This window comes from Bacillus sp. F9_6S_D1_P_5, assembly GCF_054823925.1.
Genome location: NZ_JBTREW010000002.1, coordinates 208,785 through 235,237 on the forward strand (window position 1 = coordinate 208,785; position 26,453 = coordinate 235,237).

General features: G+C 36.8%; 28 protein-coding genes. 18 read left to right on the forward strand and 10 right to left on the reverse strand.

The window, feature by feature from the left end; all coding sequences use genetic code 11:
• Positions 1–6 precede the first annotated feature (6 nt).
• On the reverse strand, positions 7–1,197 hold the full coding sequence (gene rocD / locus ACUXEY_RS04030; protein WP_000616654.1) for an ornithine aminotransferase: 1,191 nt from the start codon (positions 1,195–1,197) through the stop codon (positions 7–9).
• Positions 1,198–1,347: 150 nt separating this feature from the next.
• Here rocD and ACUXEY_RS04035 point away from each other — a divergent pair, with 150 nt between their 5' ends.
• Positions 1,348–1,713, forward strand: coding sequence for a YisL family protein (locus tag ACUXEY_RS04035; RefSeq protein ID WP_000233492.1), 366 nt, complete (start codon positions 1,348–1,350; stop codon positions 1,711–1,713).
• Positions 1,714–1,770: 57 nt separating this feature from the next.
• Here the strand turns inward: ACUXEY_RS04035 and ACUXEY_RS04040 are convergent, their stop codons facing one another.
• Positions 1,771–2,325: a DUF2777 domain-containing protein gene (locus ACUXEY_RS04040; protein WP_087957708.1), complete on the reverse strand. Its 555-nt coding sequence runs from the start codon at positions 2,323–2,325 to the stop codon at positions 1,771–1,773.
• Positions 2,326–2,564: 239 nt separating this feature from the next.
• Here ACUXEY_RS04040 and asnB point away from each other — a divergent pair, with 239 nt between their 5' ends.
• From asnB to ACUXEY_RS04060, 4 genes are all read left to right on the forward strand, one after another.
• Positions 2,565–4,412, forward strand: coding sequence for an asparagine synthase (glutamine-hydrolyzing) (asnB, locus tag ACUXEY_RS04045; protein ID WP_461300148.1), 1,848 nt, complete (start codon positions 2,565–2,567; stop codon positions 4,410–4,412).
• A gap of 187 nt (positions 4,413–4,599) precedes the next feature.
• The gene (hemH, locus tag ACUXEY_RS04050) at positions 4,600–5,559 is read left to right on the forward strand and encodes a ferrochelatase (RefSeq protein ID WP_461300149.1); all 960 of its coding nucleotides are present in this window, start codon (positions 4,600–4,602) and stop codon (positions 5,557–5,559) included.
• 59 nt (positions 5,560–5,618) lie between these two features.
• A complete protein-coding gene (gene katB, locus ACUXEY_RS04055; protein ID WP_461300150.1) occupies positions 5,619–7,085 on the forward strand; it encodes a catalase KatB in 1,467 nt (488 codons plus the stop codon).
• 225 nt (positions 7,086–7,310) lie between these two features.
• Positions 7,311–7,514, forward strand: coding sequence for a hypothetical protein (locus ACUXEY_RS04060; RefSeq protein ID WP_429600759.1), 204 nt, complete (start codon positions 7,311–7,313; stop codon positions 7,512–7,514).
• Positions 7,515–7,700: 186 nt separating this feature from the next.
• Here the strand turns inward: ACUXEY_RS04060 and ACUXEY_RS04065 are convergent, their stop codons facing one another.
• Positions 7,701–8,933, reverse strand: a complete 1,233-nt coding sequence (locus ACUXEY_RS04065; RefSeq protein ID WP_461300151.1) for an ammonium transporter — start codon at positions 8,931–8,933, stop codon at positions 7,701–7,703.
• A gap of 158 nt (positions 8,934–9,091) precedes the next feature.
• On the opposite strand from ACUXEY_RS04065, the gene ACUXEY_RS04070 reads away from it, so the two are divergent.
• The 3 genes from ACUXEY_RS04070 to ACUXEY_RS04080 all read left to right on the forward strand — a co-directional run bounded on the left by ACUXEY_RS04070 (position 9,092) and on the right by ACUXEY_RS04080 (position 11,817).
• Positions 9,092–10,447: an alpha-amylase family glycosyl hydrolase gene (locus tag ACUXEY_RS04070; protein WP_461300152.1), complete on the forward strand. Its 1,356-nt coding sequence runs from the start codon at positions 9,092–9,094 to the stop codon at positions 10,445–10,447.
• A 45-nt stretch (positions 10,448–10,492) separates the two neighbouring features.
• Complete coding sequence (locus ACUXEY_RS04075; protein ID WP_151631330.1) at positions 10,493–10,720, forward strand: hypothetical protein; 228 nt, start codon at positions 10,493–10,495, stop codon at positions 10,718–10,720.
• Positions 10,721–10,935: 215 nt separating this feature from the next.
• Complete coding sequence (locus ACUXEY_RS04080; protein ID WP_429600757.1) at positions 10,936–11,817, forward strand: helix-turn-helix domain-containing protein; 882 nt, start codon at positions 10,936–10,938, stop codon at positions 11,815–11,817.
• 582 nt (positions 11,818–12,399) lie between these two features.
• Here ACUXEY_RS04080 and ACUXEY_RS04085 read toward each other — a convergent pair.
• Positions 12,400–12,891 carry a YajQ family cyclic di-GMP-binding protein gene (locus tag ACUXEY_RS04085; protein WP_001040146.1) on the reverse strand — a complete coding sequence of 164 codons (492 nt, stop codon included), beginning with the start codon at positions 12,889–12,891 and terminating at the stop codon, positions 12,400–12,402.
• A gap of 231 nt (positions 12,892–13,122) precedes the next feature.
• Here ACUXEY_RS04085 and ACUXEY_RS04090 point away from each other — a divergent pair, with 231 nt between their 5' ends.
• Positions 13,123–13,977 carry a CvfB family protein gene (locus ACUXEY_RS04090; RefSeq protein WP_166704156.1) on the forward strand — a complete coding sequence of 285 codons (855 nt, stop codon included), beginning with the start codon at positions 13,123–13,125 and terminating at the stop codon, positions 13,975–13,977.
• 53 nt (positions 13,978–14,030) lie between these two features.
• On the opposite strand, the gene prsA is transcribed toward ACUXEY_RS04090, so the two are convergent.
• Entirely contained in the window at positions 14,031–14,888 is an 858-nt protein-coding gene (gene prsA, locus ACUXEY_RS04095; protein ID WP_461300153.1) for a peptidylprolyl isomerase PrsA, read from the reverse strand.
• A 129-nt stretch (positions 14,889–15,017) separates the two neighbouring features.
• Positions 15,018–15,149: a DUF3941 domain-containing protein gene (locus tag ACUXEY_RS04100; RefSeq protein ID WP_001120851.1), complete on the reverse strand. Its 132-nt coding sequence runs from the start codon at positions 15,147–15,149 to the stop codon at positions 15,018–15,020.
• Positions 15,150–15,249: 100 nt separating this feature from the next.
• On the opposite strand from ACUXEY_RS04100, the gene ACUXEY_RS04105 reads away from it, so the two are divergent.
• Positions 15,250–16,107, forward strand: coding sequence for a YitT family protein (locus ACUXEY_RS04105; RefSeq protein WP_417902665.1), 858 nt, complete (start codon positions 15,250–15,252; stop codon positions 16,105–16,107).
• Positions 16,108–16,132: 25 nt separating this feature from the next.
• On the opposite strand, the gene ACUXEY_RS04110 is transcribed toward ACUXEY_RS04105, so the two are convergent.
• The 3 genes from ACUXEY_RS04110 to ACUXEY_RS04120 all read right to left on the reverse strand — a co-directional run bounded on the left by ACUXEY_RS04110 (position 16,133) and on the right by ACUXEY_RS04120 (position 17,386).
• On the reverse strand, positions 16,133–16,330 hold the full coding sequence (locus ACUXEY_RS04110) for a DUF3813 domain-containing protein (RefSeq protein WP_166704159.1): 198 nt from the start codon (positions 16,328–16,330) through the stop codon (positions 16,133–16,135).
• Positions 16,331–16,471, reverse strand: a complete 141-nt coding sequence (locus ACUXEY_RS04115; protein ID WP_000516816.1) for a hypothetical protein — start codon at positions 16,469–16,471, stop codon at positions 16,331–16,333. It abuts the gene before it with no gap.
• Between the two features lie 105 nt (positions 16,472–16,576).
• The gene (locus ACUXEY_RS04120; RefSeq protein ID WP_087957718.1) at positions 16,577–17,386 is read right to left on the reverse strand and encodes a Cof-type HAD-IIB family hydrolase; all 810 of its coding nucleotides are present in this window, start codon (positions 17,384–17,386) and stop codon (positions 16,577–16,579) included.
• Between the two features lie 491 nt (positions 17,387–17,877).
• On the opposite strand from ACUXEY_RS04120, the gene ACUXEY_RS04125 reads away from it, so the two are divergent.
• Positions 17,878–18,057 carry a YjzC family protein gene (locus ACUXEY_RS04125; protein ID WP_000531421.1) on the forward strand — a complete coding sequence of 60 codons (180 nt, stop codon included), beginning with the start codon at positions 17,878–17,880 and terminating at the stop codon, positions 18,055–18,057.
• A 211-nt stretch (positions 18,058–18,268) separates the two neighbouring features.
• The gene (gene clpB, locus ACUXEY_RS04130; RefSeq protein WP_429600755.1) at positions 18,269–20,869 is read left to right on the forward strand and encodes an ATP-dependent chaperone ClpB; all 2,601 of its coding nucleotides are present in this window, start codon (positions 18,269–18,271) and stop codon (positions 20,867–20,869) included.
• A gap of 33 nt (positions 20,870–20,902) precedes the next feature.
• Here clpB and ACUXEY_RS04135 read toward each other — a convergent pair whose 3' ends face one another.
• Entirely contained in the window at positions 20,903–21,085 is a 183-nt protein-coding gene (locus ACUXEY_RS04135; RefSeq protein WP_001211116.1) for a YjzD family protein, read from the reverse strand.
• Positions 21,086–21,241: 156 nt separating this feature from the next.
• Between ACUXEY_RS04135 and ACUXEY_RS04140 the strand changes: the two genes are divergently transcribed.
• The 6 genes from ACUXEY_RS04140 to ACUXEY_RS04165 all read left to right on the forward strand — a co-directional run bounded on the left by ACUXEY_RS04140 (position 21,242) and on the right by ACUXEY_RS04165 (position 26,439).
• Complete coding sequence (locus ACUXEY_RS04140; RefSeq protein WP_048545174.1) at positions 21,242–21,976, forward strand: lipase family protein; 735 nt, start codon at positions 21,242–21,244, stop codon at positions 21,974–21,976.
• 29 nt (positions 21,977–22,005) lie between these two features.
• Complete coding sequence (locus tag ACUXEY_RS04145) at positions 22,006–22,878, forward strand: NAD-dependent epimerase/dehydratase family protein (protein ID WP_166704161.1); 873 nt, start codon at positions 22,006–22,008, stop codon at positions 22,876–22,878.
• A gap of 53 nt (positions 22,879–22,931) precedes the next feature.
• Positions 22,932–23,108: a ComZ family protein gene (locus tag ACUXEY_RS04150; protein ID WP_009879752.1), complete on the forward strand. Its 177-nt coding sequence runs from the start codon at positions 22,932–22,934 to the stop codon at positions 23,106–23,108.
• 233 nt (positions 23,109–23,341) lie between these two features.
• Positions 23,342–24,274 (forward strand): beta-ketoacyl-ACP synthase III, encoded by a 933-nt coding sequence (gene fabH, locus ACUXEY_RS04155; RefSeq protein WP_001100533.1) that lies wholly within the window; start codon positions 23,342–23,344, stop codon positions 24,272–24,274.
• 31 nt (positions 24,275–24,305) lie between these two features.
• The gene (gene fabF / locus ACUXEY_RS04160) at positions 24,306–25,544 is read left to right on the forward strand and encodes a beta-ketoacyl-ACP synthase II (RefSeq protein WP_016088900.1); all 1,239 of its coding nucleotides are present in this window, start codon (positions 24,306–24,308) and stop codon (positions 25,542–25,544) included.
• Positions 25,545–25,650: 106 nt separating this feature from the next.
• The gene (locus tag ACUXEY_RS04165; protein WP_429600754.1) at positions 25,651–26,439 is read left to right on the forward strand and encodes a DUF2268 domain-containing putative Zn-dependent protease; all 789 of its coding nucleotides are present in this window, start codon (positions 25,651–25,653) and stop codon (positions 26,437–26,439) included.
• Positions 26,440–26,453: the final 14 nt, after the last annotated feature.

The window sequence follows — 26,453 nt, forward strand, 5'->3', positions numbered from 1 at the left end:
CTATTATTACGATAATACTGCTTTAATTTTTTGGAATGCCCACTCTAAGTCTTCTTCAGAGATTACTAGAGGTGGTGCGATACGAATTACGTTTTCATGTGTTTCTTTACATAATAGACCAGCTGCTTTTAGTTGTTCACAGTAAGGACGAGCTGGCTCGTTTAATTCGATACCGATGAATAAACCTTTACCGCGAACTTCAGTGATCATTGGGTTATCAATCTCTTTTAATTGCCCAACTAATTTTTCTCCTAATTGAAGAGAACGCTCTGTTAATTTTTCTTCTTCTAACACTTCAAGAGCTGCGATAGAAACAGCACATGCAAGTGGGTTACCACCGAATGTAGAACCGTGAGAACCTGGCTCGAATACGCCTAAAATGTCACGGTTTGCTGCTACGCAAGAGATTGGAAATACGCCGCCGCCAAGTGCTTTACCAAGTATGTACATGTCAGGAGTTACATTGTCCCAGTCACAAGCAAATACTTTACCAGTACGGCCTAAACCTGTTTGGATTTCATCTGCTACAAATAAAACGTTTTCTTTTTTACATACTTCAAGAGCTTCTTTTAAGTAACCAGCTGGTGGGATGTTAATACCTGCTTCACCTTGGATTGGCTCTAAAATGAATGCAGCTGTATTTGGTGTAATAGCAGCTTTTAACGCTTCTAAATCACCGTAAGGAATTACGATAATGCCAGGAAGCATTGGACCGAATCCACGCTTGTACTCTTCGTTTGAAGACATAGAAACAGCACCCATCGTACGTCCGTGGAAGTTATCTTCACAAACGATAATTTCAGCACGGTTTGCTTCTACTTTCTTCACGTCATAAGCCCAGCGGCGAGCTGTTTTAATTGCAGTTTCAACAGCTTCTGCACCTGTATTCATTGGAAGTACCATTTCTTTATTAGTTAGTTTCGCAACTTTTTCGTACCAAGGACCTAATTGATCACTATGGAAAGCACGAGAAGTTAGCGTAACACGATTAGCTTGGTCAATTAAAGCGTTAATAATTTTTGGGTGACGATGACCTTGGTTTACTGCAGAATATGCACTTAATAAGTCCATATAGCGGTTTCCTTCAGGATCTTCTACCCAAACGCCTTCTGCTTTAGAAATAACGATCGGAAGTGGGTGATAGTTATTTGCTCCGTATGTGTCTGTAAGTTCGATAATATCCTTAGTTTGAATCATGATTGTTCCCCCTTTTGTTATTACAAGAAGTTTGTAAATACTCTAAATATTATATCATTTAAATGTAAAAAAGCGAAACATTTCCTGAAAATAAATGAACATGTTATCATATAGAGTGAAAAAGTGTGAAAAGAGGAGGTAAGGGATACGATGGTACATATGCATATTACAGCATGGGCGTTAGGTTTAATTTTATTCTTCGTTGCGTATTCACTTTATTCAGCAGGAAGAAAAGGTAAAGGTGTACATATGGGGCTTCGTCTTATGTACATTATCATTATTGTGACAGGTTTCATGTTGTACATGGGTATTATGAAGACTGCAACAAGTAACATGCACATGTGGTATGGTTTAAAAATGGTAGCTGGTATTTTAGTGATCGGTGGAATGGAAATGGTTCTTGTAAAAATGAGCAAGAACAAAGCAACAGGGGCAGTTTGGGGACTATTTATTGTTGCACTAGTAGCAGTATTTTACCTTGGACTGAAATTACCGATTGGCTGGCAAGTATTCTAATAAAAAATAAAACCGCCTTATAACTCAAATGTTTGGGAGATAAGGTGGTTTTTTATTTTATGTCGCATCGATATGCAACTCTTCTCCGTTTACTTTCGTAAAACGAAACATATTTTTATTGGACGCAGCGTGACGAACGAAATGGTGCTGCAGTGTACAAATCATCTCTTCGTTATCAAACAAAAGAATATTTACTCCTTCGCACGCTTCCTCTTTCGGTAAGAAAGATAAATAATTATGACAATACATGCAATCATATAAAGAGTAATGAAGAGATTGCAATGATTCCGTTAATAATGTAAAGACGGAGTCAGGCAATTCCTCAAGCCATTCCGTATAGCTAAGCAGTAATTTCTTTCGAATTCGTATCATTTCTCCGTTTTGCAAATGGTGCTGTTCGTTGGCGATTTGTAATACATCTTGTTCATAGAAACGAGCTGGTAGCCAGTTGTTGTTATATAAAATCTCAAAGCCATCTTCGGCAATATCTTCTAATAAAAATGCTTCATCATTCTCATCATCAAAGAATACCCATTCATTGTTTATATATTCTACATTACCGACCGTATGAGCACGAGGCTGGTTATATAAAATATGGTTACGTTGTATCATACATGATTTCTCCTTTATGAAAAGTAGTTATTTCTGTTATAGACAGTTCGCGCATTCTTTATAACTAGACACATCTAGACATAGGTGGGCATACAATAAAACACGTTTTACTGAGTGAAAATTCTATTCTGTATGTGGATAGTAGGTTATCGTCAAGTTTTTCATTTTTTGATCCGCACCCTTTAGGGTGGGGATTACTGCACGTTCAAGAAAAGAAATAAGATGGAAGGATGATTTATATGTGCGGGATTACAGGATGGGTGGATTATAAACGCTCATTAGAAGGAGAGCGAGACGTCGTTACGAAGATGGCTGAGACGTTAGCGAAGCGTGGCCCAGATGATAATAAAGTTTGGATTAAAGGCAATGTTGCATTTGGGCACAAACGGTTAATCGTTGTTGATCCTGAGGGTGGGAAACAACCGATGACTTGTTTAAAAGATGAAACGAATTATGCGATTTGCTATAACGGTGAACTGTATAACACGGAAGATATTCGAAAGGAACTATTAAGAAGAGGATATACGTTCAAAGGCCATTCTGATACGGAAGTACTATTAGCGTCTTATATTGAATGGAAAGAAGAATGTGTCGATCATTTAAACGGTATATATGCGTTTGCCGTATGGGATGAACAGAAAGAACAAGTATTTATTGCGCGAGATCGATTAGGTGTAAAGCCGCTATTTTTTAAATATGATAGTGGGCGGTTATTATTTGGTTCAGAGTTAAAAGCGATATTGGCTCATCCTGATGTGAAGGCGGAAGTAACGTTAGAAGGATTATCCGAAATATTCGGCCTTGGACCATCTAGAACGCCTGGTCACGGTATTTATGCTGGTATAAAAGAATTACGTCCAGGTCATGCGATGACATTTTCAAAGAACGGTTTATGTATATGGAGATATTGGAATGTGGAAAGCAAAAAACATGAAGACTCCTTTGAAGAAACAGTAGAGAAAACACGCTTTTTATTACAAGATGCGATTACAAGGCAGCTCGTTTCTGATGTACCACTGTGCACTTTTCTATCAGGTGGTGTAGATTCGAGCGCGATTACAGCAATTGCTGCGAAAGAATACGCACGGTCAGGAAAAGGGCAATTACACACATACTCTGTTGATTATGAAGATAATGACAAATACTTTAAAGCGAATGCATTCCAGCCAAATTCAGATGCGCCATTTATTCATTTGATGACGGAGACGTTTCAAACGATTCATCATCGATGCGTCATTTCAAATGAACAATTAGCGCAGTATTTAACAGAAGCTGTACTCGTTCGTGATTTGCCTGGTATGGCAGATATTGATTCGTCATTATTATGGTTTTGCCGTGAAATTAAACAAGATTTTGTCGTCGGTTTATCTGGGGAATGTGCAGACGAAATATTTGGTGGTTATCCTTGGTTTTATAGAGAAGATGATTTACAATCGAGTGCGTTTCCGTGGATGCGCTCTACAGAAGCGCGTGAACAACTGCTAAAGAAAGAATGGAGAAATAAATTAAATTTACAACAATATGTACAGCAGCGCTATGAAGAATCCATTCAAGAAGTTCCTATTTTAGAGGGAGAAAGCCCGATTGAAGCAAAGAGACGACAACTATTTTACTTGAACATGGTATGGTTTATGACAACATTATTAGACAGAAAAGACCGTATGAGCATGGGGGCAAGCTTAGAAGTGCGCGTTCCATTTGCGGACCACCGACTTGTCGAATATGCGTGGAATATTCCTTGGGAAATGAAAATGTATAAAAACCGCGAAAAAGGTCTATTGCGTAAAGCGTTAGAAGGATTGCTTCCAAATGACATCTTATATAGAAAGAAGAGTCCGTATCCGAAAACGCATAATCCGCACTATACAAATGCAGTCACAATATGGCTACAAGATTTATTGACGGATAAAGGTTCAATTTTACACGAACTATTTGATAAAGAGCAGCTGAGCGGATTAATTGAGTCAGGCGGTAGTGCATTTCAATCACCATGGTTCGGTCAATTAATGACGGGGCCTCAACTCTTAGCCCATTTAGCGCAAATTCATGTTTGGTTTAAAGAATACGGCGTAAATATTAAAGAATAGAAGAAAAGCGACTTACTTTTATGTAAGTCGCTTTTTATTAAATAAATTGTCAAATAAAATTCAAAATCATATTAGAAAAAATACTTATTTAGAATAATTATCTTTACGTATTTATTATTAGTTGTTATAATTGGAAACAAATGTTCTTGAAAAAGATTCTCATTTATAAAATTGAGGTGTTATATAGATGGTAAAGAAAAAAATAGGTTTACTCGTAATGGCGTATGGAACGCCAGAATCATTAGATGATGTAGAAGCGTACTACACACATATTCGCCACGGTCGTAAACCTTCCGAAGAATCACTCCAAGACTTAATCGGGCGCTATAAAGCGATTGGTGGAATTTCACCACTTGCAAAAATTACGAAAGAGCAAGCGCATAAATTAACAGATGCAATGAATAATATATTTACAGAGTATGAATTTACTTGTTACTTAGGCTTAAAACATATTGCTCCATTTATAGAAGATGCAGTAGAAGAGATGAAGCGTGATGGAATTGAGCAGGCGATTAGTATCGTATTAGCACCGCACTATTCTACATTTAGCATTAAAGCGTATAATGACCGTGCGATTCGTCTTTCAAAAGAAATCGGTGGCCCTGTTATTGAACCAATTGAACAATGGTACGATGAACCGAAATTTATTTCCTATTGGGCAGATCAAATAAAAGAAACATTTACAAAGATTGAAGAGAAAGAGAAAGCAGTCGTAATTTTTTCGGCGCATAGTTTGCCAGAAAAAATTATTGCGGCAGGGGACTCTTATGTAGAGCAATTACAGCATACAGCAGATTTAATTGCGGAGGCTGCCGATATTCAAAACTATACAATTGGTTGGCAAAGTGCTGGAAATACACCGGATCCATGGATTGGTCCGGATGTGCAAGATTTAACGAGAGATTTATTTGAAGACCGTGGATATGAATCTTTCATATATTGCCCAGTTGGCTTTGTCGCAGAGCATTTAGAAGTTTTATATGACAACGATTATGAGTGTAAAGTTGTTACTGATGAATTAAATGCCGTATATTTTAGACCAAATATGCCAAATTCACAATCTGCATTTATCGATTGCTTAGCTGAAATTGTTTCCAAAAAAATGAAGGAAATAGTTGACAAGAATTCAGTTTTGAATAATAATTAATTTATAATAATTTTAAATAAATAATAATTACTATGAAAGAAAGAGGAGGATCCCCCTAGATGAATCCAAATAATCGCTTAACAACAAACCAAGGTGCTCCAGTTGGAGACAATCAAAATTCTCGTACAGCTGGTCGCCGTGGACCGGTATTATTAGAAGACTATCATTTAGTAGAAAAACTGGCTCACTTTGATCGTGAACGTATTCCGGAGCGTGTTGTGCATGCACGTGGTGCAGGTGCTCACGGTGTATTCGTAACGAAAAACAGCATGAAGCAATATACGAAAGCAGCATTTTTACAAAATGAAGGAACTGAAACGCCTGTATTTGTTCGTTTCTCAACGGTTATTCATGGTCAAGGTTCTCCGGAAACAGCTCGTGACCCACGCGGGTTCGCTGTTAAATTTTATACAGAAGAAGGAAATTACGATATTGTAGGTAACCATTTACCGGTCTTCTTCATTCGTGATGCAATTAAATTCCCTGATATGGTGCATTCTTTAAAACCAGCACCTGATACAAATATTCAAACGCCAGATCGTTACTGGGATTTCATGACGTTAAGTCCAGAATCTACACATATGATGACGTGGGTATTTTCTGATTACGGTACACCAGCAAGCTATCGCGAAATGGAAGGTTTCGGTGTCCATTCATTTAAATGGATTAATGCAGAAGGAAAAATCGTCTACATTAAATATCACTGGAAACCACAGCAAGCTGTACGTAACTTAAGTGCAAAAGAAGTGCAAGAAGTTCAAGGGAAAGATTTCAACCATGCAACTCGTGACTTGTTCGATGCAATCGAAAAAGGAAATTATCCAAAGTGGGATTTACACGTACAAGTGATGCAATTAGAAGAAACGGATTCTTTAGACTTTGATCCATTAGACCCAACGAAAGTATGGCCAGAAGATCGCTTCCCGTTAATTGAAGTAGGGACGATGACGTTAAATCGTAATCCGAAAAACTTCTTCGCAGAAGTAGAACAAGTGGCGTTCTCTCCAAGTGCAACTGTAAATGGTATTGAACCATCTGAAGATAAATTATTACAAGGTCGTTTATTCTCTTACCCAGATACACAGCGTTACCGTCTTGGTGCAAACTACTTACAAATTCCTGTAAACTGCCCATACGCAGCTGTTCATAACCAACAACGTGATGGTGCAATGCAAATCAATCAAAACCCATCTACAATCAACTACGAACCGAGCCGTCATGCTGAAAATCCAGTTGAAGACAAAGCTTACCGCGATTCAACTATGAAAGTAGAAGGCTACGTATCTCGTGAAAAAATTGAAAAACCAAATGACTTCAAACAAGCAGGTGAGCGTTACCGTTCATTCTCTAAAGAAGAGCAAGACAACTTAATTGCAAACTTAACAAATGACTTAAAAGACGTAAATGAACGCACGAAATTATTAGCCGTTTGTAACTTCTTCCGTGCAGATCAAGAGTATGGAATGCGTTTAGCGCAGGCGCTAAATGTTGATATTACGCAATATGTGGGAAATGCTCCGAAATAAAGTGAAACTTTAATCAGTGGGGGGGCATCCCCGCTGATTATCAGCCTTCACCAATCGGGCTTTTACGGGCAGTTGATCCCTCACCTAACTTTTTGTTTTTCGCTGAATTTTAAGCTGGGGGATCTTACTGTCCGCAAATATCGGGGTAAATAGGGAAAGACGACTGTTAAACGGTCGTCTTTTTTTATGTGTAAAAGATGTTTTATATATGCGAGGTGTATTTTGATGGATGTTTTAATTTTTATTATTGCGCTAAGTGTTTTTGTATTTGTAGTAGTTCCTATCGTAAAAATGTTTATAGCAATTGGGAAACAAGGTGATGAGCGTGCTACGTTTATAAAAAATAAAGCGATGGCTGAGCCGTTTCAAATTGCGATTGCGTTTCTTATTATTTTAAGTACGAATAAAAGAAAGTACGGCGATTCGTAAGTTACGCCGGGGTATTTCTCGGTTTCGATATGTCGGAATTTTTTGGTAAATCGATATATCGTGTCGAAACGTCGATATATCCGAATAATCGCTGATATATTCGTCAAAATACCAGGTGGGGTATGAAACGCCGACAATTACAACAAAAAGAGATGCAATCTACTACCGGTAGATTGCATCTTTTTTTTAGTTTGCTCGCTCCGTATATTCATAAGCTTTCTCCCCGTGCATCGAAATATCAAGACCCATATGTTCTTCGTGCTCATCAACCCGAACAGGGAGGAAGAAGTTAATTGCTTTAATAATGGCATACGTCATGATGATCGTGAATGCATATGTTGCGCCGATTGCTACAAGTTGTTTGAACAGTAAAGCGGCGTTTCCGTAAAATAATCCGTTCGCGCCATCGCCGTTTACAGTAGTAGTTGCAAATAGTCCTGTCGCAATACCGCCCCAAGTTCCGCCGATGCCATGGCATCCGAATGCGTCGAGTGTGTCGTCGTATCCGAATTTTGTTTTTAAGAAAAAGACCGCTCCGAAGCATAATACGCCGCCGATCGCTCCGATAAGAAGAGCGGAGAAAGGTGTAACGAACCCGCAAGCTGGTGTAATAGCAACTAAACCGGAAACGACTCCGCAAGCAGCTCCCATCGCAGTCGGTTTTGATTGAAAGAACCATTCTGAAAGCATCCAAGTTAATGCGGAGGCAGCAGCGGCTATATTTGTATTAATAAATGCAGTTAAAGCTACATCATTTAAGGATAATGCGCTACCGACGTTAAAACCGAACCAGCCGAACCATAGTAAACCTGCGCCTAACATCGTAAATGGTAAATGGTGAGGAGAAGTACCGTTTATGTTTTTTCGTTTTCCAAGGAAAATAGCTAATACAAGGCCAGCGACGCCAGATGTAATATGAACGACATTACCACCAGCGAAGTCTAACGCACCAAGTTCTCTTAGCCAACCGCCAACGCCCCATACCCAATGAGCGACAGGATTGTAAACGATTGTTGTCCATAGAAGGATGAAAATAAGGAAAGCTGAAAATCGCATTCTTTCGGCGAATGCACCTGAAATTAAAGCGGGAGTTAAAATAGCAAACATAAGCTGGAACATCATAAATAAATTGTGAGGAATAGTAGATGAGTAGTCTGGATTTGGTACGTAGGTAACTCCGTTTAAACCGAACCAATCGAGTGTACCGATAAGTCCGTGCCAATCTGGTCCAAATGATAAAGAATAACCAATTACAATCCACTGAATCGAAACGATAGCCATTGCGCTATAACTATGCATTGTCGTACTAAGCACGTTTTTACTGCGAACCATGCCCCCATAAAAAAGTGCCAATCCTGGTGTCATTAACATGACCATTACAGTCGTTACAAAAATAAAAACAGTATCTCCCGTATTCATTCTCTCTCCTCCTATAATGTTAGAAAAAATAACATCGATTTGTTATGTTTCATATCATATTCGAAATAAAAAGAAAAATCAACTAAAAATTCAGAAAACTTTTTAATTCATGTTAGAAAATCTAACATGAGATAATTTGAGAAGAATGAAATCAACGTATGCGATTCGTCCGAAAAATTGGTATAATATTCTTACAATTAAAAACATGGGGGATGCGTGTGGGGAAAATACATGCTAGGAAACTGTTCATTTATTTTTGTTTAGCTGTCGTTTTATTTGTACCAATACATACGTTTGCAGATGAAAAAAGAGAGTGGCAAGACGAAGTTATTTATTCTATTATGATTGATCGCTTTAATAATGGAGAACCGAAAAATGACAAACAGTTAGAAGTTGGTAATTTAGAAGGGTATCAAGGCGGAGATATAAGAGGAATTATAAAAAGACTGGATTACATAAAAGAAATGGGATTTACCACTGTTATGCTTTCTCCGCTTTTTGAAAGTGGAAAGTACGATGGATTAGACGTGCACAATTTTCAAAAGGTAAATGAACATTTCGGAACAGAAAATGATGTGAAAGAACTTGTACAAGCAGCTCACGCAAAAGGAATAAAAGTTGTACTTCAATTTCCTCTTGGAGAGAACGCACGACAAGTCATCGACGCGATGAAATGGTGGATCAAAGAAGTCGATTTAGATGCAAGTTATGTAATACATAGTGAAAAAAAGTCGGATGCTTTTTGGGATGACGTGCAAAAAGATATGCAAGCGATAAAGAAAGATTTTCGTATTATGACAAAAGAAGATAGTGAATACAACGAAAAAATAGTAGGGGCGTTTTCTAAAGCGGGCGTATCGGTGAAACCTTTATATGATGTGAGTAAAAAAGACGGGGAATCCGCTACATTTTTAGATAATCAAGATACGAAAAGATTTGCTCGTATTGCAAAAGAGAATATGAATTATCCGCCATCTCGCTTGAAACTAGCCCTTACATATTTATTTACAACACCAGGTATTCCGAATTTTTATTACGGAACTGAAATTGCATTAGATGGAGGGGATACTCCGGATAATAGACGATTAATGGATTTCAAATCAGATGAAAAATTTATGCAGCACATAATGAAACTCGGTGAACTTAGACAATCGAGACCATCTCTACGTAGGGGTACGTTTGAGCTTCTATACGATAAAGGTGGAATGAGTGTACTAAAGAGAAAGTATAAAGATGAAGTGACAGTAGTAGCGATTAATAATACGAAAGAAACGCAAAAAGTTGCTTTACCTGTAAGTGCAATTGGCGAAAAACAAGAGTTACGAGGATTGTTAGAAGATGAAATTATAAGAGAAGAAAACGGAAATTTTTATCTTGTTTTAAAGCGTGAAGAATCAAATGTGTATAAAGTTAACGGGGAAACAGGTGTGAATTGGCTATTTATCTCTTTAATCGTCGGTGTGAACGTATTGTTTATTGCGTTTTTAATCGCGGTTAAAAAGAGACGGAAATGAGTAGCGTTTTTTTTAGTAGTTCTCCAGTTTAAGGTGGTGAGGTATTTGCGGAAAAAGAAGTGGTTCGCTCTATGCGTATGTGTTTTTATCGTATTCGTAAGTTTTTATTTTTGGGACAACCGTGATGATGGGGAATTTGTTCGGTGGGGCGATAGTGTTCATTCTGTTGATACGGCAGTTCTGAAGAGAAACGATATAAAATACAAAATCGAAAATGATAAAGTATACATTCCTGAAAAATCATTTGATAAAGCAATATGGTGTTGCTCTTAATAAATGCGAAATCTCGGTGGGACAGGCTAAGGAGAAAACTTTCTCCCTAGTCTGTTTTTCTGTGAAGTAAGACTCTCACCTCGAAATGTAGCTGAGCAAAGAAGTGAAAAGTCAGTTAGAACAAACAATAATTGCAACTATACGAATTTTACATTACATTAAAGAATGAAAAATAGTCTTATACTCATTAAAGGTTACACATTTGAGGAGGAAAAATGGAATTTTACGATTTGGGTATTACCATTAAAGAACTTAGAGTGAAAAAGAATATATCACAATCTGAATTGTGTCATGGAATATGTTCACAAAGTCAAATTAGCAAAATAGAAAAAGGTATGATTTTTCCATCAAGTATATTGTTATATCAACTATCTGAAAGACTTGGTATTGATCCGAATAATATATTTGCACTAACTCAAAATAAAAGATTGAAATATGTAGAAAATGTAAAATGTGTAATAAGAGATTGCATAAAGCAAAAACAATATACAGAACTTTATGAGATAGTAAAGAAAGAAAAAGATGAAAATGCTTTCCAGACAAAAGAAGATAAACAATTTCTACTATGGCATGAAGCAATTGCTATATTTATGGTGAATAGATCAACAAAAACGGCTTTAGATCTTTTAAATAATGCATTAAAACTAACGTTAACCAATGCTGATTTTTTATCAGAAAGAGAAATAGATATTATGCAGACAATGTCTATATTTTATGCGGAAAACAAAGAATATGAAAAAAGTATTGATATATTAAGAAAATGTTTAACGAACTTTAATAAATTAGACTTTCCTAGAGATAGAGAAATTAAATTAAAAATCATTTTTAATTTAGCGAACTGTTTAGGTCAGGCATACGAACATGAAGAGGCAATGAAATACCTTGATAAGGGCATCAAATTAGCTATTAATTTAAACACGTTATACCTATTAGGTGAACTATACTATTTAAAGGGTTGGAATTTATTAAGGCTTAAAGAACATAATGAAGAAGATATGGTTGATAACATGAAAAAAGCATTATTTATATTTGAACTAACAGAAAAAGAGCATTATATAAAAAGGATTAAAGAAAAATATTTAAAAAAACATCTATAAATGCTTAAAAATTACTTATACATAGAACAAAACCCACAGGGAAAATCTCTGTAGGTTTTACGCTTATAAACATCTTATTATTTTCTATAAACTTGATTCTAAAATCATTTTTGAAGTTTGTATCCCTGTTAATAATTTATATTTCCGTCTATATAGTATTAAAATTAAGATGATTCGATTATTGCATTACATATGTTTCTTATACCAAGCTTTGTTGATGTGTTTGCACTTCGCTGGTGTTGAAGTTTTAGATTTATCCTTGAGTGTAGTCATATTATTAGAACATCCTGCAATAAGTAGACAGAATGTAGTTAATAAAAACCATAGTATTAATTTTTTCAAATAACCACTTCTAACTCTTTTTTAATGAATATTTTTCATAAAACAAATTCCTTACTAATTGTACATTACATGAAAGGGTGGAAAATATTCTTATACTCATAATTTGTTACATTTGAGTGGGGAGGGTGGTCTTACGCTGATTTTCAAAAGGGCTTCCTTAATTTATGCATACTATCCGATTGTGAGTTTCCCTACCCACTAAAAAGAAAAACATCCTCTGTGTAGAGGATGTTTTTCTTTTTAACGGTAGTTAATGAATTGTACGTCAATCGGTAAATCAGCACTGCGAACTGCAGCGATAACTGCTTGTAAGTCATCACGGCTTTTCGCTGTAACACGTACTTGGTCATCTTGTACTTGTGTTTTTACTTTTAATTTCATTTCTTTAATGATGTTGTTAATTTTTTTCGCGTTATCTTTATCGATACCTTGTTGAAGTGTTGCGCGTTGGCGAACAGTGTTACCAGTTGCAGCTTCAACTTTTCCGTAATCTAAGTTCTTAATTGGAACGTTACGTTTTACAAGTTTAGAAATTAGAACGTCTTTTACTTGGTCTAATTTGAACTCATCGTCAGAAGTTAAAACAAGTACTTCTTTTTCTAATTTAATATCACTTTTACTTCCTTTAAAGTCATATCGGTTTTGGATTTCCTTTAATGCGATGTTAATTGCGTTTGTTACTTCAGGTAATTCTACTTTCGAAACGATGTCAAAAGAACTATCTTTTGCCATAGTTAGCACCTCCAAATAAATTTCTAATCTTTTTATGTACTGTACATACTAAAGTATAGCTGAAAACGAGTCTAGACTTAAGTGTTTTCATACTTATATTCATGTAACCTCATTTTATTATAGTGAATTTTGGGCAGTTGGACAAATAAAGGAAAAATCGTGTTATAATTAACTTTTGTTTGGAATGATAAAAAAGATAATTTTATATATATAGAAGGGAATTAAAAAAATATGTATTTGCAATTAGGATCGATTGAACAGGTAACTGTTTTACGCGAAACGGAAATCGGATATATGGTTGGGAATGAAGAAGAAGAAATTTTCCTACATAAAAACGAATTAGTTGGAGAAATTGAAGAAGGCGATACGATTGATGTATTCTTATACCTTGATCATCAAAATCGTGTTTCAGCAACAATGAAGGAGCCACTTATTACAACTTTTGACTGGAACTGGGTAAAGGTTGTAGAAGTTATTCCTAGTTTAGGTGTGTTTGTTGATATTGGTGTATCAAAAGATATACTAATCCCAGCTGATGAGTTCCCAATTTATATGCCAGTATGGCCTGAAGTTGGAGACGAATTATATTGTACGTTAAAATTAACGAATCGTGATCGCCTTATCGCTCTTCCAGCAAGAGATAGTGATATGCAAGAAATTATCGTAGATGCGACACCATCTATGCGTAATAAAAACGTAAATGGACGTGTGTATCGTTCACTTCAAGTTGGTTCATTCATACTAACTGATGAGCATTTCCGTGCTTTCTTACACCATACGGAAAGAAAAGAACAAGTCCGCATCGGTGAACGTGTAACGGGCCGTATTATTGACGTAAAAGATGACGGTACAATTAACATTTCACTTCTTCCTCGTAAAGAAGAAGGAATGGAAGATGATGCTGCAGTAATTTATGCATATATGGAAGAACGAGGCGGAGCAATGCCGTTTTGGGATAAGAGCCACCCAGAAGACATTAAAGAACGTTTCAACATGAGTAAAGCTGCATTTAAGCGCGCGCTTGGTAAAATGATGAAAGAAGAGAAGATTTACCAAGAAGAAGGTTGGACATATTTTAAGAAGTAAATTAAATAAAAAGCACCGTCTTATTTTGTCATAAAAATAAGGTGGTGCTTTTTTTAATTTCCTTGCTCATGCATAAAAGTAAATGTATCTTCCAAGTCACTATCGTTTATTTTAATATTTGCTTTTTTCAATTCGTCTTGTAATAGTTTTTTGCTGAATATAGGGTCAGCGAGACGTTCTTCTTCTAAGTGTTTTCGAATAGAGTCTTTCACTTCATTATAAGGCTTTAAATCTTTTTTATCAGTTAATTTAATAATATGATAACCGTTTGGTGATGTAACGGGGTTGCTAATTTGTCCGACCTTTAGTTTGTAGGCAGCTGTTTCAAATTCAGGTGCCATTTTACCTGAATTGAAGTATCCAAGGTCTCCGCCTTTTTCTTTTGATAGTAGATCTTGTGATTCTTGCTTTGCTAATTCTTCAAATGAAGCACCAGCATCTAATTTTTTCTTTATTTCTTTCGCTTCGTTTTCATCGCTTACTAAAATATGACTCGCTTTAATTTCTGGTTTATAGTGGTCTTTCACGTCTTTTTCTGTAATGCTTTTCTTAATCGCTTCATTCATAGCAAGTTTGAACTTAATTTGATTTTTGAAATCAGCTTCATCCTTTAAACCGTTGTTTTTCAATACGTTTTTAAATTGGTCTCCATATTGATTTTTTGCTTTTTCTACTTCTTTATCTACATCATCGTCAGATACTTTATATTTTTTTGTGATAACGTCTTGTGCCATCATTTCGTATAGCATGTCTTTTCCGTAACGATCTTTCAACTGTTTTTCGAAGTCGTCCTTCGTAATGGTTGAGTCTGTTGCTGTAGCGACTGTATCTGAGTCGTTTTTTTGTCCACAAGCAGATAGCATTAATATACTTAGTAGTGCAGTAATAATGAAAATGTGTTTCCCTCTCATGCCAACACCTCATCCGAATATGTTATCGCTATTGTAGAATATAGAAGTGAACATGAAGTGAATTTTTAATGTTTTTTCCTGTGAAATGTAAAAAAAGTACATCAACAATATTGTTGATGTACGATGGAATCAAAGGTGATCGGTCTTTTTAGAATAGGCACGCTTACCTTGCTGAATATTTTTTTGTTCTTGCTCATTTTTTTGCGTACGCTTTGCGTTATTATCGCGTGCTTTTTTATCGTTGTCACTCGTATGTGGCATATGTATCAACTCCATTTCTAAACGTTGTACGTTTATCATTTCCTTTTTCGTAAAGACTATGTATAGCAGTGCATTCATGAATAATAAGGGTGGATTAGAAATGGATTTGAAGTTGAATTATGCCGAACTTATAAAGAAGTTAATCGTTGTAATTGTCGCAGGTTTGTTAAATGCGATTGGAATGAATTTATTTTTAACGCCAGCGAAAGTGTACGCAAGTGGTTTTGCTGGATTGTCTCAATTGTTATCACAAATATTAGGTGACTTTTTATCTATTCACATATCAACGGGGGTTTTGTTTAGTTTGTTTAATATTCCTGTCGTTATTTTAGCATGGAAAAAGGTTGGAAAGGCTTTTACTTTCTTTAGTTTTCTTTGCGTTATATTTATGACTTTATTTCTAGAAATTATTCCGGTTAGGGCTGTTTCGAACGATATCATATTGAATGCGATTTTTGGCGGGATTATCTCAGCGATTGGAGTAGGGATTGCGTTGAAGTGGGGGGCTTCTACAGGTGGTTTAGATATAATCGCCATGATTTTATCAAAGATTAAAGACAAGCCTGTCGGTACATATTTCTTCTTCTTTAATGCGCTCATCATTATCGCCGCTGGCTATGTGTATGGATGGGAAAAAGCATTGTATACTTTGGTAACTTTGTATGTATCAACGCGAATTATCGATGCGATTCATACGCGCCATGTGAAGATTACAGCTTTAATCGTTACGAAGAATGGGACGGATGTACGAAAGGCGATTCACTCACGCTTAGTGAGGGGGATTACAACTATACCGGCAACAGGTGCTTATACGAATGAAAATAAGGAAATGTTAATGATAGTTATTACTCGTTACGAACTGTATGAATTAGAGAGGGTTATTAAACAAGTTGACCCAGGTGCATTTACAAACGTACTGCAAACAGTTGGGGTGTTTGGATTGTTTCGAAAAGATTAAAGAGGACCAAAGCTGGTCCTCTTTTTTAATGCAAATTCGTAATGTTTTGCAACTGCTCCTGCATTTCGCGTAGCTGAACTTTTTCAGCTGTTGAAGAGTTTGCATAAGCAGAGTGCAACGCGTTTTTTGCTCTATATACGAGATCTTGTTGCTCGGCGCCGCTTGAACAAGATACGGCATCTGCAACAGCGTCTCTAGCTTGTTGGAATAGTAAGTTCCCCATTTAGACCCCTCCAAAAGAAGAGTTACTTCTCGCTTTTTCTGCCTCAGCTAATGTACCTCTATACGGGAATCTTGCATCATGCTTCATAACAGCATCGGCTCCTTGTTGGATAAAACGTTTTGATTTGTTCTTTTTACCCATTCGAAAAACCCCCTTTATTTAGCTGAAAACAATCGACGCGCTGACTTTTGCGTCTAATTATAGTATGAGCGTTTGGCGAGAAACTATAAGCAGGGAATTTTTAGATTACAATCCAAGAACCTCTTCTAAATATAGTGCAATACCATCTTCTTCGTTCGTTAACGTCGTATGGTTTGCGAGTGATTTTAATTCAGGGATGGCATTTCCCATTGCGATGCCGTGGCCAGCAAATTCAATCATTTCAAAGTCGTTATCTTCATCACCGAAAGCGATAATTCGCTCTTGTGGAATGTTGTAATGACTAGAAATTTTTTGTAATCCGACTGCTTTATTTAACCCGCTTTTTACAATTTCAATAATCGGCCAAGGTGCACCCCATTTTCTATGGTCAATTACTTCAGCGTGCATATCAGTTAAATGTTGACGAATCGCAACAGAATGCTCGTCATGTGCGTCAATTAATAAACAAGTTGGATGATCATTCAAAGTATTTAATAAGTCTCCTGTAAAAATCTTTGGAGAACCGAATTCGAAAATATGTTTTTTATCTTCATCAATTTCACGAACGTACACATCGTCCATTACTTCAGCGTATATATTTTTTACGCCAAAATCAAAACAAGCTCGGACAATTTCTTGTGCTGTTGCTAGTTCAAGAGGAGAGTGGTGTGTGCCCCACTTTGAATCAAGGGGATGATGTACGTAAGCGCCGTTAAAGTTTACGATTGGTGTATTCAGACCGAGCTCTTTATAGTAATCAAAACTAGCACGGAAGGGACGCCCTGTTGAAATAACGACAATATGTCCTTGTTCCTTTGCTTTTGCAATTGTATGTTTTGTGCGAGTGGAAATTATTTTGTTGTCTGTTAATAAAGTGCCGTCTAAGTCTAATGCGATTAAATGTTGTTTGTTCATAATTTCACCTCTTATAATAATTTTTTGTATCTATCTGTATTTCCGTTTTTAATATGCAGAAATAAGAGGTTAGACTGGGTGAGACCACCAAAGATGGAAAGTTCACTATATATCCATCTTACGTCGCAAAGTGCTGCGGTGTCTACTATTTCTCGCTGGAAATCAAGAAAAGTCAACATCTTTTTAGAAAGTTCAAACAATGTTTCTTTCATTATGGACAAATGGTGAAAAGGGTTACATTACTCGTATGATGAGGCTTATAATGAACATGTAATCTTCTCGTATATGTTTGACTCTCCTTTGAAACTGGCCTATAGTAGGTTGGTTTCTTTTTTTTCTACAAATAGGAAAGAAATCCCTTCCTAAGCTTGTGTCATTCATGTATATGTACAAGGATGAAATATAGTACTTGTTTCCTAAACATGACAGAAAAGCTTTCTTTTAAAATGGATATACTAATGAGGCAAAGACGTCATGGAAGGAGAATGGAAATGGGACAAAATCGTAGGTTTCGTTCTGGACAAAAAGCGCCGAATGATGGCATTTACGTAGAAATTGGTGAAACGGGAAGTATGGTGAAAGATCCGCAAATGGTAAAACTAACTGCTGGTGAAAAGTTTCCAGATAACACGAATCATAATCGCCAGTGGACATATAAAAGAAAACCGTAACAGAAGCCGCAATCATTATTGCGGCTTTTTTGTCGCTACACATTATAATTTCATTTACCGTATATTTTTCAATTGTACAATGAATGTTCCCTTTTTCTTTTTCCAATAATAAGTTTGAAAATACATAAGCAAAATTATTGTATAAAAAAGTCAGTTGGCGTATAATCAAATCAAAGGTCAAAGAAAGTCAAACATTTGGAGGACTGTAAAGATGGACTTAAATCAAATGACAACAAAAACACAAGAGGCGATTATGAGTGCCCAATCTTTAGCGGTATCTCATCATCATCAAGAAGTAGATACTGTTCATCTCTTGTTTACATTATTAGAAGAGCAAGATGGGTTAGCAGTACGTATTTTTCAAAAAATGAATGTCGATATAGAAGCGTTAAAACAAGGCGCCGAAAGATTAATTAAGAAAAAGCCTTCTGTAACGGGAAGCGGTGCAGAAGCAGGCAAATTATATATAACAGGTGCTCTGCAGCAATTACTTGTAAGAGCAGGAAAAGAAGCAGAAAAATTGGAAGATGACTACATTTCAGTCGAACATGTATTGCTTGCTTTTACTGAAGAAAAAGGCGATATAGGCCAATTATTCACAAGATTTCATATTACGAAAGATAACTTATTACAGTCTTTAATGACAGTTCGGGGGAATCAAAGAGTGACTAGTCAAAATCCAGAAGCAACTTATGAAGCGTTAGAAAAATATGGCCGTGATTTAGTGGCGGAAGTAAGAGCGGGGAAAATTGACCCTGTTATCGGCCGCGATAGTGAAATTCGCCGCGTAATCCGCATTCTTTCACGCAAAACGAAAAACAACCCGGTTTTAATTGGGGAGCCAGGTGTTGGTAAAACAGCAATCGTTGAAGGGTTAGCGCAGCGTATTGTGAAGAAGGATGTACCTGAAGGGTTAAAAGATAGAACAATCTTTGCATTAGATATGAGTGCCCTTGTAGCTGGAGCGAAATTCCGTGGTGAATTTGAAGAGCGCCTGCAAGCTGTATTAAATGAAATTAAAAAGAGTGAAGGCCGCATTTTATTATTCATTGATGAACTTCACACAATCGTCGGCGCTGGTAAAACAGAAGGTGCGATGGATGCAGGAAATATGTTAAAACCGATGCTTGCACGTGGTGAACTGCATTGCATTGGGGCGACAACACTAGATGAATATCGCAAATATATTGAGAAAGACCCAGCGTTAGAAAGACGTTTCCAACAAGTATTAGCAGAAGAACCAACTGTTGAAGATACAATTTCCATTTTACGTGGTTTAAAAGAGCGTTTTGAAATTTATCACGGTGTAAATATTCATGACCGCGCGATTGTAGCAGCATCTGTTTTATCAGATCGATATATTTCGGATCGTTTCTTACCAGATAAAGCAATTGATCTTGTTGACGAAGCGTGTGCAACGATTCGAACAGAGATTGATTCTATGCCAACAGAATTAGATGAAGTAACGCGCCGCATTATGCAGTTGGAAATTGAAGAAGCAGCTCTTGGAAAAGAGAAGGACTTTGGTAGCCAAGAACGTCTAAAAACGTTGCAACGTGAATTATCGGATTTAAAAGAAGTTGCAAGTGGTATGAGAGCGAAATGGGAGAAAGAAAAAGAAGATATTCACAAAGTTCGTGACTTACGTGAACATTTAGAGCGTCTGCGCCGCGAATTAGAAGAAGCAGAAGGGAATTACGATTTAAATAAAGCAGCGGAACTTCGCCATGGGAAAATTCCTGCAATTGAAAAAGAGTTAAAAGAAGCAGAAGAAATGGGCGCGCATAATAAACAAGAAAATCGTTTATTACGTGAGGAAGTAAGTGAAGAAGAGATTGCTGATATTGTTTCACGCTGGACTGGTATTCCTGTCGCAAAACTCGTTGAAGGTGAACGCGAGAAATTACTACGCTTAGAGCAAATTTTATCAGAACGTGTCATCGGACAAGAGGAAGCGGTAAGCTTAGTATCAGACGCAGTTCTTCGTGCGCGCGCTGGTATTAAAGACCCGAACCGTCCAATTGGTTCCTTCATCTTCTTAGGACCGACAGGTGTTGGTAAAACAGAACTTGCAAAAACGTTAGCGCAGTCTTTATTCGATAGTGAAGAGCAAATGATCCGTATCGATATGTCTGAGTATATGGAGAAACACGCTGTGTCACGCTTAATTGGTGCGCCTCCTGGATATGTTGGATATGAAGAGGGCGGTCAATTAACAGAAGCGGTAAGACGTAAACCGTATTCCGTTATTTTATTAGACGAAATCGAAAAAGCACATCCAGAAGTATTCAACATTTTATTACAAATGTTAGATGACGGACGCATTACAGATTCGCAAGGACGTACAGTAGACTTTAAAAACACAGTTATTATTATGACTTCAAATATTGGATCTGCTCATTTATTAGATGGATTAGAAGAAGATGGCTCCATTAAAGAAGAATCAAGAGAACTTGTGATGGGACAATTAAGAGGACATTTCCGACCAGAGTTTTTAAACCGTGTCGACGAAATTATTTTATTCAAACCTCTTACAACGAATGAAATTAAAGGTATTGTTGATAAAATTGTAAAAGAATTACAAGGTCGTTTAGCTGACCGTCATATTACAGTAGAATTAACAGACGCAGCGAAAGAATTTGTTGTAGAAGCTGGCTTTGATCCGATGTACGGAGCTCGTCCGTTAAAACGATATGTACAGCGTCAAGTTGAGACGAAATTAGCGAGAGAATTAATTGCAGGTACGATTATGGACAGTAGTCATGTAGTAGTTGATGTAGCAAATAACGAATTAGTCGTGCATGTGAAATAAAAAAAGAGTTCGGATAAAATCCGGACTCTTTTTTTAGTGCTGTTCTACTGGCTCGTTTGGAATTGCAGCTGAAATTGCTAGTACTAATACCGCAAGAACAACTGAGAAAATAGACGCTTGGTTAAAATCGTATGTACCGCCAGTCATAGAGCCGATTACGTAGCTCATCATATGTACAAGCAAGAACGACCAAATTAATGCCCAAATGAAACGCATATTTTACACCTCTATTCGTTCAATCTGTCCTTATTGTAACACAATTGAAAAAAGAATATAGAAAAATATTTGTAGATTTTTCAACGCAAATTTGCATTCCGTTCATACATTATAAAAGAGTACTTTTATACGTTTAGAAAATAAGGCGGGGGAAAAATGAGTATTACGGAACGTTTTTTTTACTTAGAAAAAGAACCATGTGTCATTTATTTACCGGAGAAGCCAAATGGATTTTCTGTAATGCTTCTTGGTGATTACAACTACTTTATTGAGAATGGTACAAGTTTATGGACACAGCATGCGGGTAGATCTTATTTTTTACATGGCCTTATTGAGGAAGGCTACACGGTCTTTTCTTCTAATTTATACGGAAGACATTGGGGAAACGACCAATCTGTTCGTCTAGCAAAACGATTATATGACGTTGTTTTGAGAAAAGAGACACTGAATGCGAAAATGCACATTATGGCGGATGGTATGGGGGCACTTGTAGCACTTGAAATGATGAACAAATACCCTGAATGTATACGCTCTGTCATTATGTTAAATCCATGTTTAGATTTACCAGAATATGTGGAGTTTGAGAAAGAGCATAAGTTTTTTTACAAGAGACTCGTGAAGGAATTAAGTTTGGCGTATGATTCCAAAGAAGAAGAATTAGAATCAAAAATAAATAAGAAATCATTTACGCTTCTTCCATCTTGTGTACCTGTTAAAGTTTTCGTATCAACACAAGAAAAAAGAGGAAGAAAACAGTTGTTACGTAAATACGAGAAAATGAGGCAATTCAATCAATGTGATACTTCTGTCTTATTCCATCTGCAAGATGTGAAATATAAAATGGTTAGGCAAACGACTGATTTCTTTAAAAAATATGAAGAAGAATTGTGAGGCTCCCATATACATAAATGAGGAGCTATTTGTTTCAAGGAGAAAGGGTTGGTGGTATGGAACGCGTGCTAATTATAGGTGCACTTACGTTTGTAGGTTATCACCTTGTGAATAAAATGATTGCAGAAGAAGTAGAAGTGTACGGTCTTGATTTTGATGAATTCGAGAATATGACAAAAATTAATGAAGAAAAGTTATTGTTAATTGGGCGAAATGCGTTATTTACGTATTACTCGATAAGGGATGAAGATGGATGGAGATCAGTAGAAGGAGAGAAGTTCGATACAGTTTACTTTTGCTTGTATGAACCAAATCAAAAAAGTGGCTTTCGGAATGAAAGAGTTATATTACAGTATTTAAAGCGAATTATACGACTTTGTGAAGAACATAAAGTGAAATTAAATCTAATTTCTTCTATTGAAGTAGGAAACGCAGATGAGTCCGAAAATAAGCGTCTATTTTCGAAAGTGGAAGAAGGATTGAAAAAAGGAGAGGCACCATATAGTGTATTTCGAGTTCCTACATTATATGGGCCATGGCAACCATCTTTTATGATGTATCATCAGCTCATTTTATCAGAATTGGGTGAGAAAGAGTGCTATTATGCGACTGAGGAAAACGGAAGGGATCTACTGTACGTTGAAGATGTATGTGAATACTTATGGGAAGATGGAATGAACGAAGGGCATCTCGGTATATATAATTTACTTAGTGGCAAAAAATCATTATGGAAAAAAGGTATGAACCTTTTACGTGCAGAGGATAAAGTGAATAAAGAGAATGAAGAAGAAAGAGATGAAGCTGTAGAGGTTATTTCGATAAAAAGAAATACTCCGTTAGAATACGGTTTAAATAAACAGTTGGCACATATGAAAAAATATAAAGAGTTATACGAAGGATAGCGAGCGTGTTACACTATGTATGTGAAAGTTTTAATGGAGAGGAAGAACGTAATATGAATGAGAAAAGCATGCAATTTTTACAAATCGCAATGAAGCATTTACCAGAAGCAAAGGCCATTTTAGATGATAATGGAATTGCGCTTGATATGGAGAAAGCACAACCAGTATTAGAGTTATTGATGAAAGTTATGAACGAAGCATATGAGCTTGGGAAAGCAGATCAAGAATAAAAAGCATTTTTTTAGATGGAAGAGAGGTCCGAACTGTGGATAGAAGCGGTTCGGGTCTTTTTATATTTCGAAAGAAACAGGGAAAGGTATGTTTCTGTTTCTTTTAATAAACAATAAGGTGAATAATGCGCTCGCTTTATGTTTTAGCTGAAATATATTCTAGACAAAAATACATTTATGTTTTAAAATTAGTACCAAGTCATAATAATTGATATAAAACGGAGGGCTGCGATGTGAACGTAGGCATTTTAGGGATCGGAAGATATGTGCCGGAAAAAGTAGTCACAAATCACGATTTAGAGAAAATAATGGATACATCCGATGAATGGATTCGTACGAGAACAGGGATTGCGGAAAGACGCATTGCCGACGATACAATAGATACTTCATATATGGCCGTAGAGGCTGCTAAAAAAGCGCTTGAAGATGCAGGGGTTAGCGGAGAAGATATCGATCTTATTTTAGTAGCGACAGTAACGCCAGATCGTGCTTTCCCGGCAGTAGCTTGTGTCATTCAAGAAGCGATTGGAGCGAAACATGCAGCTGCAATGGATGTAGGTGCAGCATGTGCTGGTTTTATGTACGGGATGATTACAGCGCAGCAATTTATTCAAACGGGAACTTATAAAAATGTATTAGTAGTTGGTAGTGATAAACTATCTAAAATTGTAGACTGGAATGATCGCAATACAGCAGTACTATTTGGAGACGGAGCTGGTGCTATCGTAATGGGAGCTGTTTCAGAAGGAAGAGGAGTTCTATCTTTCGAATTAGGAGCAGACGGAAGTGGCGGTAAGCATCTTTATCAAGATGAGTATGTTATGATGAATGGCAGAGAAGTCTTTAAATTTGCTGTTCGTCAACTGGGTGAATCTTGTCTTCGCGTACTGGATAAAGCTGGTCTTACAAAAGAGGATGTGGATTTCTTAGTACCACATCAAGCGAATATTCGTATTATGGAATCTGCAAGAGAGAGATTAAATTTACCACAAGAAAAAATGAGTATGACAATTGAGAAGTTCGGTAATACATCAGCTTCTTCTATTCCAATTGCAATGGTAGAGGAATTGCAAAATGGACGTATTCAAGATGGAGATTTAATTATACTTGTTGGTTTCGGCGGCGGATTAACATGGGGAGCAGTCGCTCTTCGTTGGGGTAAATAAGGACTGAGAGAAAAAAAGGAGTGTATTTTGTATGGAAAAAAAGAGGGTCGTAATTACAGGACTAGGAGCTGTTACACCGATCGGAACAGATGTTGAAACAGCGTGGGAAAACATTAAAAAGGGTGTATCTGGAATCGGACGACTTACACGAATTGATCCGGAACTATTTCCAGCAAAAGTAGCAGCAGAAATTAACGACTTTGAAGTCGAGAAATATATTGATAAAAAAGAAGCGCGCCGTATGGATCGCTTTACACAATATGCAGTAGCAGCAGCGAAAATGGCAGTTGAGGATGCAAAGCTTGAAATTACAGAAGAAAACGGACCTCGAATTGGTGTGTGGATTGGTTCTGGTATTGGTGGTATGGAAACATACGAAGAACAATTTAAGATTTTTACTGAGAAAGGCCCGCGCCGCGTGAGCCCATTCTTCGTACCTATGATGATTCCAGATATGGCAGCAGGCCAAGTATCAATCGCAACAGGAGCAAAAGGAATTAACACTTGTTCTGTAACGGCTTGTGCATCTGGTGCAAACTCAATTGGTGATGCATTTAAAGCGATTCAGCGCGGTGATGCTGATGCAATGATTACAGGTGGAGCAGAGGCGCCGTTAACAAGTATGGCATTTGCAGGATTTAGCTCAGCGAAAGCATTAACATTCAATGAAGATCCAGCAACAGCTTGTCGTCCATTTGATAAAAACCGTAGCGGTTTCGTAATGGGTGAAGGTTCAGGTATTTTAATTCTTGAAGAATTAGAGCACGCATTAGCTCGTGGTGCTCACATTTATGCGGAAATCGCTGGTTACGGTGCAACTGGTGATGCATTCCATATTACAATGCCGGCTCCTGGCGGTGAAGGCGGCGTGCGTGCAATGCGTCAAGCTTTAGCAGATGCAGGTCTACAGCCAGAAGATATTGATTACATTAATGCGCACGGTACAAGTACGGATGCGAATGAAAAGTATGAAACGATGGCAATTAAAGAAACGTTCGGTGAGCACGCGTATAAAGTAGCGATTAGCTCAACGAAGTCAATGACAGGTCACTTATTAGGAGCAGCTGGTGCTGTTGAAGCGATCTTCTCAATTAAATCAATTACAGATGGAGTAATTCCTCCAACAATTAACTATGAAACACCAGATCCAGAGTGTGACTTAGATTACGTACCGAATAAAGCGAGACAACAAGAAGTAAATGCAGTATTAAGTAACTCATTAGGATTCGGTGGTCATAACGCAGTATTAGTATTTAAATCGTATAAATAATAGATAAAATAAGGAGTTTTTTCGCAATATATTGCGAAAAAACTCCTTATTTATTTTTACGCCTTTTTCTCCTTTTGCATATACATAAGAAAAAGGAGGGATAAAGATGGGGATTGTTGAAACTGCCGAGTGGTTACATCTATATTATGGACGGCCAGAAAAGCTCTGTGAGAAATTTACGAAGTATATTCCGTTGCCAAAAGAAAGATTGTATCGCTTTTTAATTTCTAAAGGTATGTATCGCCCGGTTATGCGAGGAGAACAAGAAATTAAAGAGTTAGAGAAAAAGGAAGTTTGGAAAGAATTACGTACAGAGTATGAGAAACTAAAAAATTGGTTAAAAGGTCCGGATGTCCCTGTCTTTATTTTATTATCAGATTCCTATAATCGAACTGTACAAGAAGAGTATAACGGCAGGGCTGGATTATCTATGCGTCACGTTATTTTCTTATTCGTATGTGGACGGAATTCAGTGGAAGAATTAAAAGTGTTATTGGCGCATGAATATCATCACATATGCAGGTTGCATCAAATTGAGACGAAAGAAACAGAATACACATTACTTGATACGATGATTATGGAAGGGCTAGCTGAGCAAGCAGTAGCAGAAAGGTACTCAGAAAAAAACAATGCACCGTGGACGACGTATCTTTCAAAAGATGAGGCTATTTATTATTGGAAAAACGTTGTACAGGAAAGAATAAGTATAAAACGAGGAACAAGGGAGCACGACATTTTATTGAATGGATTTCATTCTTATCCGAAGATGCTTGGTTATGCACTCGGATTCCATATTGTCAAAGATTGTGTAACTTTTGAAGGAGAAGATACACTTTCTTTATTATCTATAGATGCGAAAGAAATATTAAATAAAGCAAATACATTTCATATATAAAAAAACAGGAGCGC

Bases quoted from the DNA above. Each gene is read 5' to 3' on its own strand.
- rocD (WP_000616654.1), bottom strand. From the start codon at position 1,197: ATGATTCAAACTAAGGATATTATCGAACTTACAGACACATACGGAGCA.
- ACUXEY_RS04035 (WP_000233492.1), top strand. From the start codon at position 1,348: ATGGTACATATGCATATTACAGCATGGGCGTTAGGTTTAATTTTATTC.
- ACUXEY_RS04040 (WP_087957708.1), bottom strand. From the start codon at position 2,325: ATGATACAACGTAACCATATTTTATATAACCAGCCTCGTGCTCATACG.
- asnB (WP_461300148.1), top strand. From the start codon at position 2,565: ATGTGCGGGATTACAGGATGGGTGGATTATAAACGCTCATTAGAAGGA.
- hemH (WP_461300149.1), top strand. From the start codon at position 4,600: ATGGTAAAGAAAAAAATAGGTTTACTCGTAATGGCGTATGGAACGCCA.
- katB (WP_461300150.1), top strand. From the start codon at position 5,619: ATGAATCCAAATAATCGCTTAACAACAAACCAAGGTGCTCCAGTTGGA.
- ACUXEY_RS04060 (WP_429600759.1), top strand. From the start codon at position 7,311: ATGGATGTTTTAATTTTTATTATTGCGCTAAGTGTTTTTGTATTTGTA.
- ACUXEY_RS04065 (WP_461300151.1), bottom strand. From the start codon at position 8,933: ATGAATACGGGAGATACTGTTTTTATTTTTGTAACGACTGTAATGGTC.
- ACUXEY_RS04070 (WP_461300152.1), top strand. From the start codon at position 9,092: ATGCGATTCGTCCGAAAAATTGGTATAATATTCTTACAATTAAAAACA.
- ACUXEY_RS04080 (WP_429600757.1), top strand. From the start codon at position 10,936: ATGGAATTTTACGATTTGGGTATTACCATTAAAGAACTTAGAGTGAAA.
- ACUXEY_RS04085 (WP_001040146.1), bottom strand. From the start codon at position 12,891: ATGGCAAAAGATAGTTCTTTTGACATCGTTTCGAAAGTAGAATTACCT.
- ACUXEY_RS04090 (WP_166704156.1), top strand. From the start codon at position 13,123: ATGTATTTGCAATTAGGATCGATTGAACAGGTAACTGTTTTACGCGAA.
- prsA (WP_461300153.1), bottom strand. From the start codon at position 14,888: ATGAGAGGGAAACACATTTTCATTATTACTGCACTACTAAGTATATTA.
- ACUXEY_RS04100 (WP_001120851.1), bottom strand. From the start codon at position 15,149: ATGCCACATACGAGTGACAACGATAAAAAAGCACGCGATAATAACGCA.
- ACUXEY_RS04105 (WP_417902665.1), top strand. From the start codon at position 15,250: ATGGATTTGAAGTTGAATTATGCCGAACTTATAAAGAAGTTAATCGTT.
- ACUXEY_RS04110 (WP_166704159.1), bottom strand. From the start codon at position 16,330: ATGGGGAACTTACTATTCCAACAAGCTAGAGACGCTGTTGCAGATGCC.
- ACUXEY_RS04115 (WP_000516816.1), bottom strand. From the start codon at position 16,471: ATGGGTAAAAAGAACAAATCAAAACGTTTTATCCAACAAGGAGCCGAT.
- ACUXEY_RS04120 (WP_087957718.1), bottom strand. From the start codon at position 17,386: ATGAACAAACAACATTTAATCGCATTAGACTTAGACGGCACTTTATTA.
- ACUXEY_RS04125 (WP_000531421.1), top strand. From the start codon at position 17,878: ATGGGACAAAATCGTAGGTTTCGTTCTGGACAAAAAGCGCCGAATGAT.
- clpB (WP_429600755.1), top strand. From the start codon at position 18,269: ATGGACTTAAATCAAATGACAACAAAAACACAAGAGGCGATTATGAGT.
- ACUXEY_RS04135 (WP_001211116.1), bottom strand. From the start codon at position 21,085: ATGCGTTTCATTTGGGCATTAATTTGGTCGTTCTTGCTTGTACATATG.
- ACUXEY_RS04140 (WP_048545174.1), top strand. From the start codon at position 21,242: ATGAGTATTACGGAACGTTTTTTTTACTTAGAAAAAGAACCATGTGTC.
- ACUXEY_RS04150 (WP_009879752.1), top strand. From the start codon at position 22,932: ATGAATGAGAAAAGCATGCAATTTTTACAAATCGCAATGAAGCATTTA.
- fabF (WP_016088900.1), top strand. From the start codon at position 24,306: ATGGAAAAAAAGAGGGTCGTAATTACAGGACTAGGAGCTGTTACACCG.
- ACUXEY_RS04165 (WP_429600754.1), top strand. From the start codon at position 25,651: ATGGGGATTGTTGAAACTGCCGAGTGGTTACATCTATATTATGGACGG.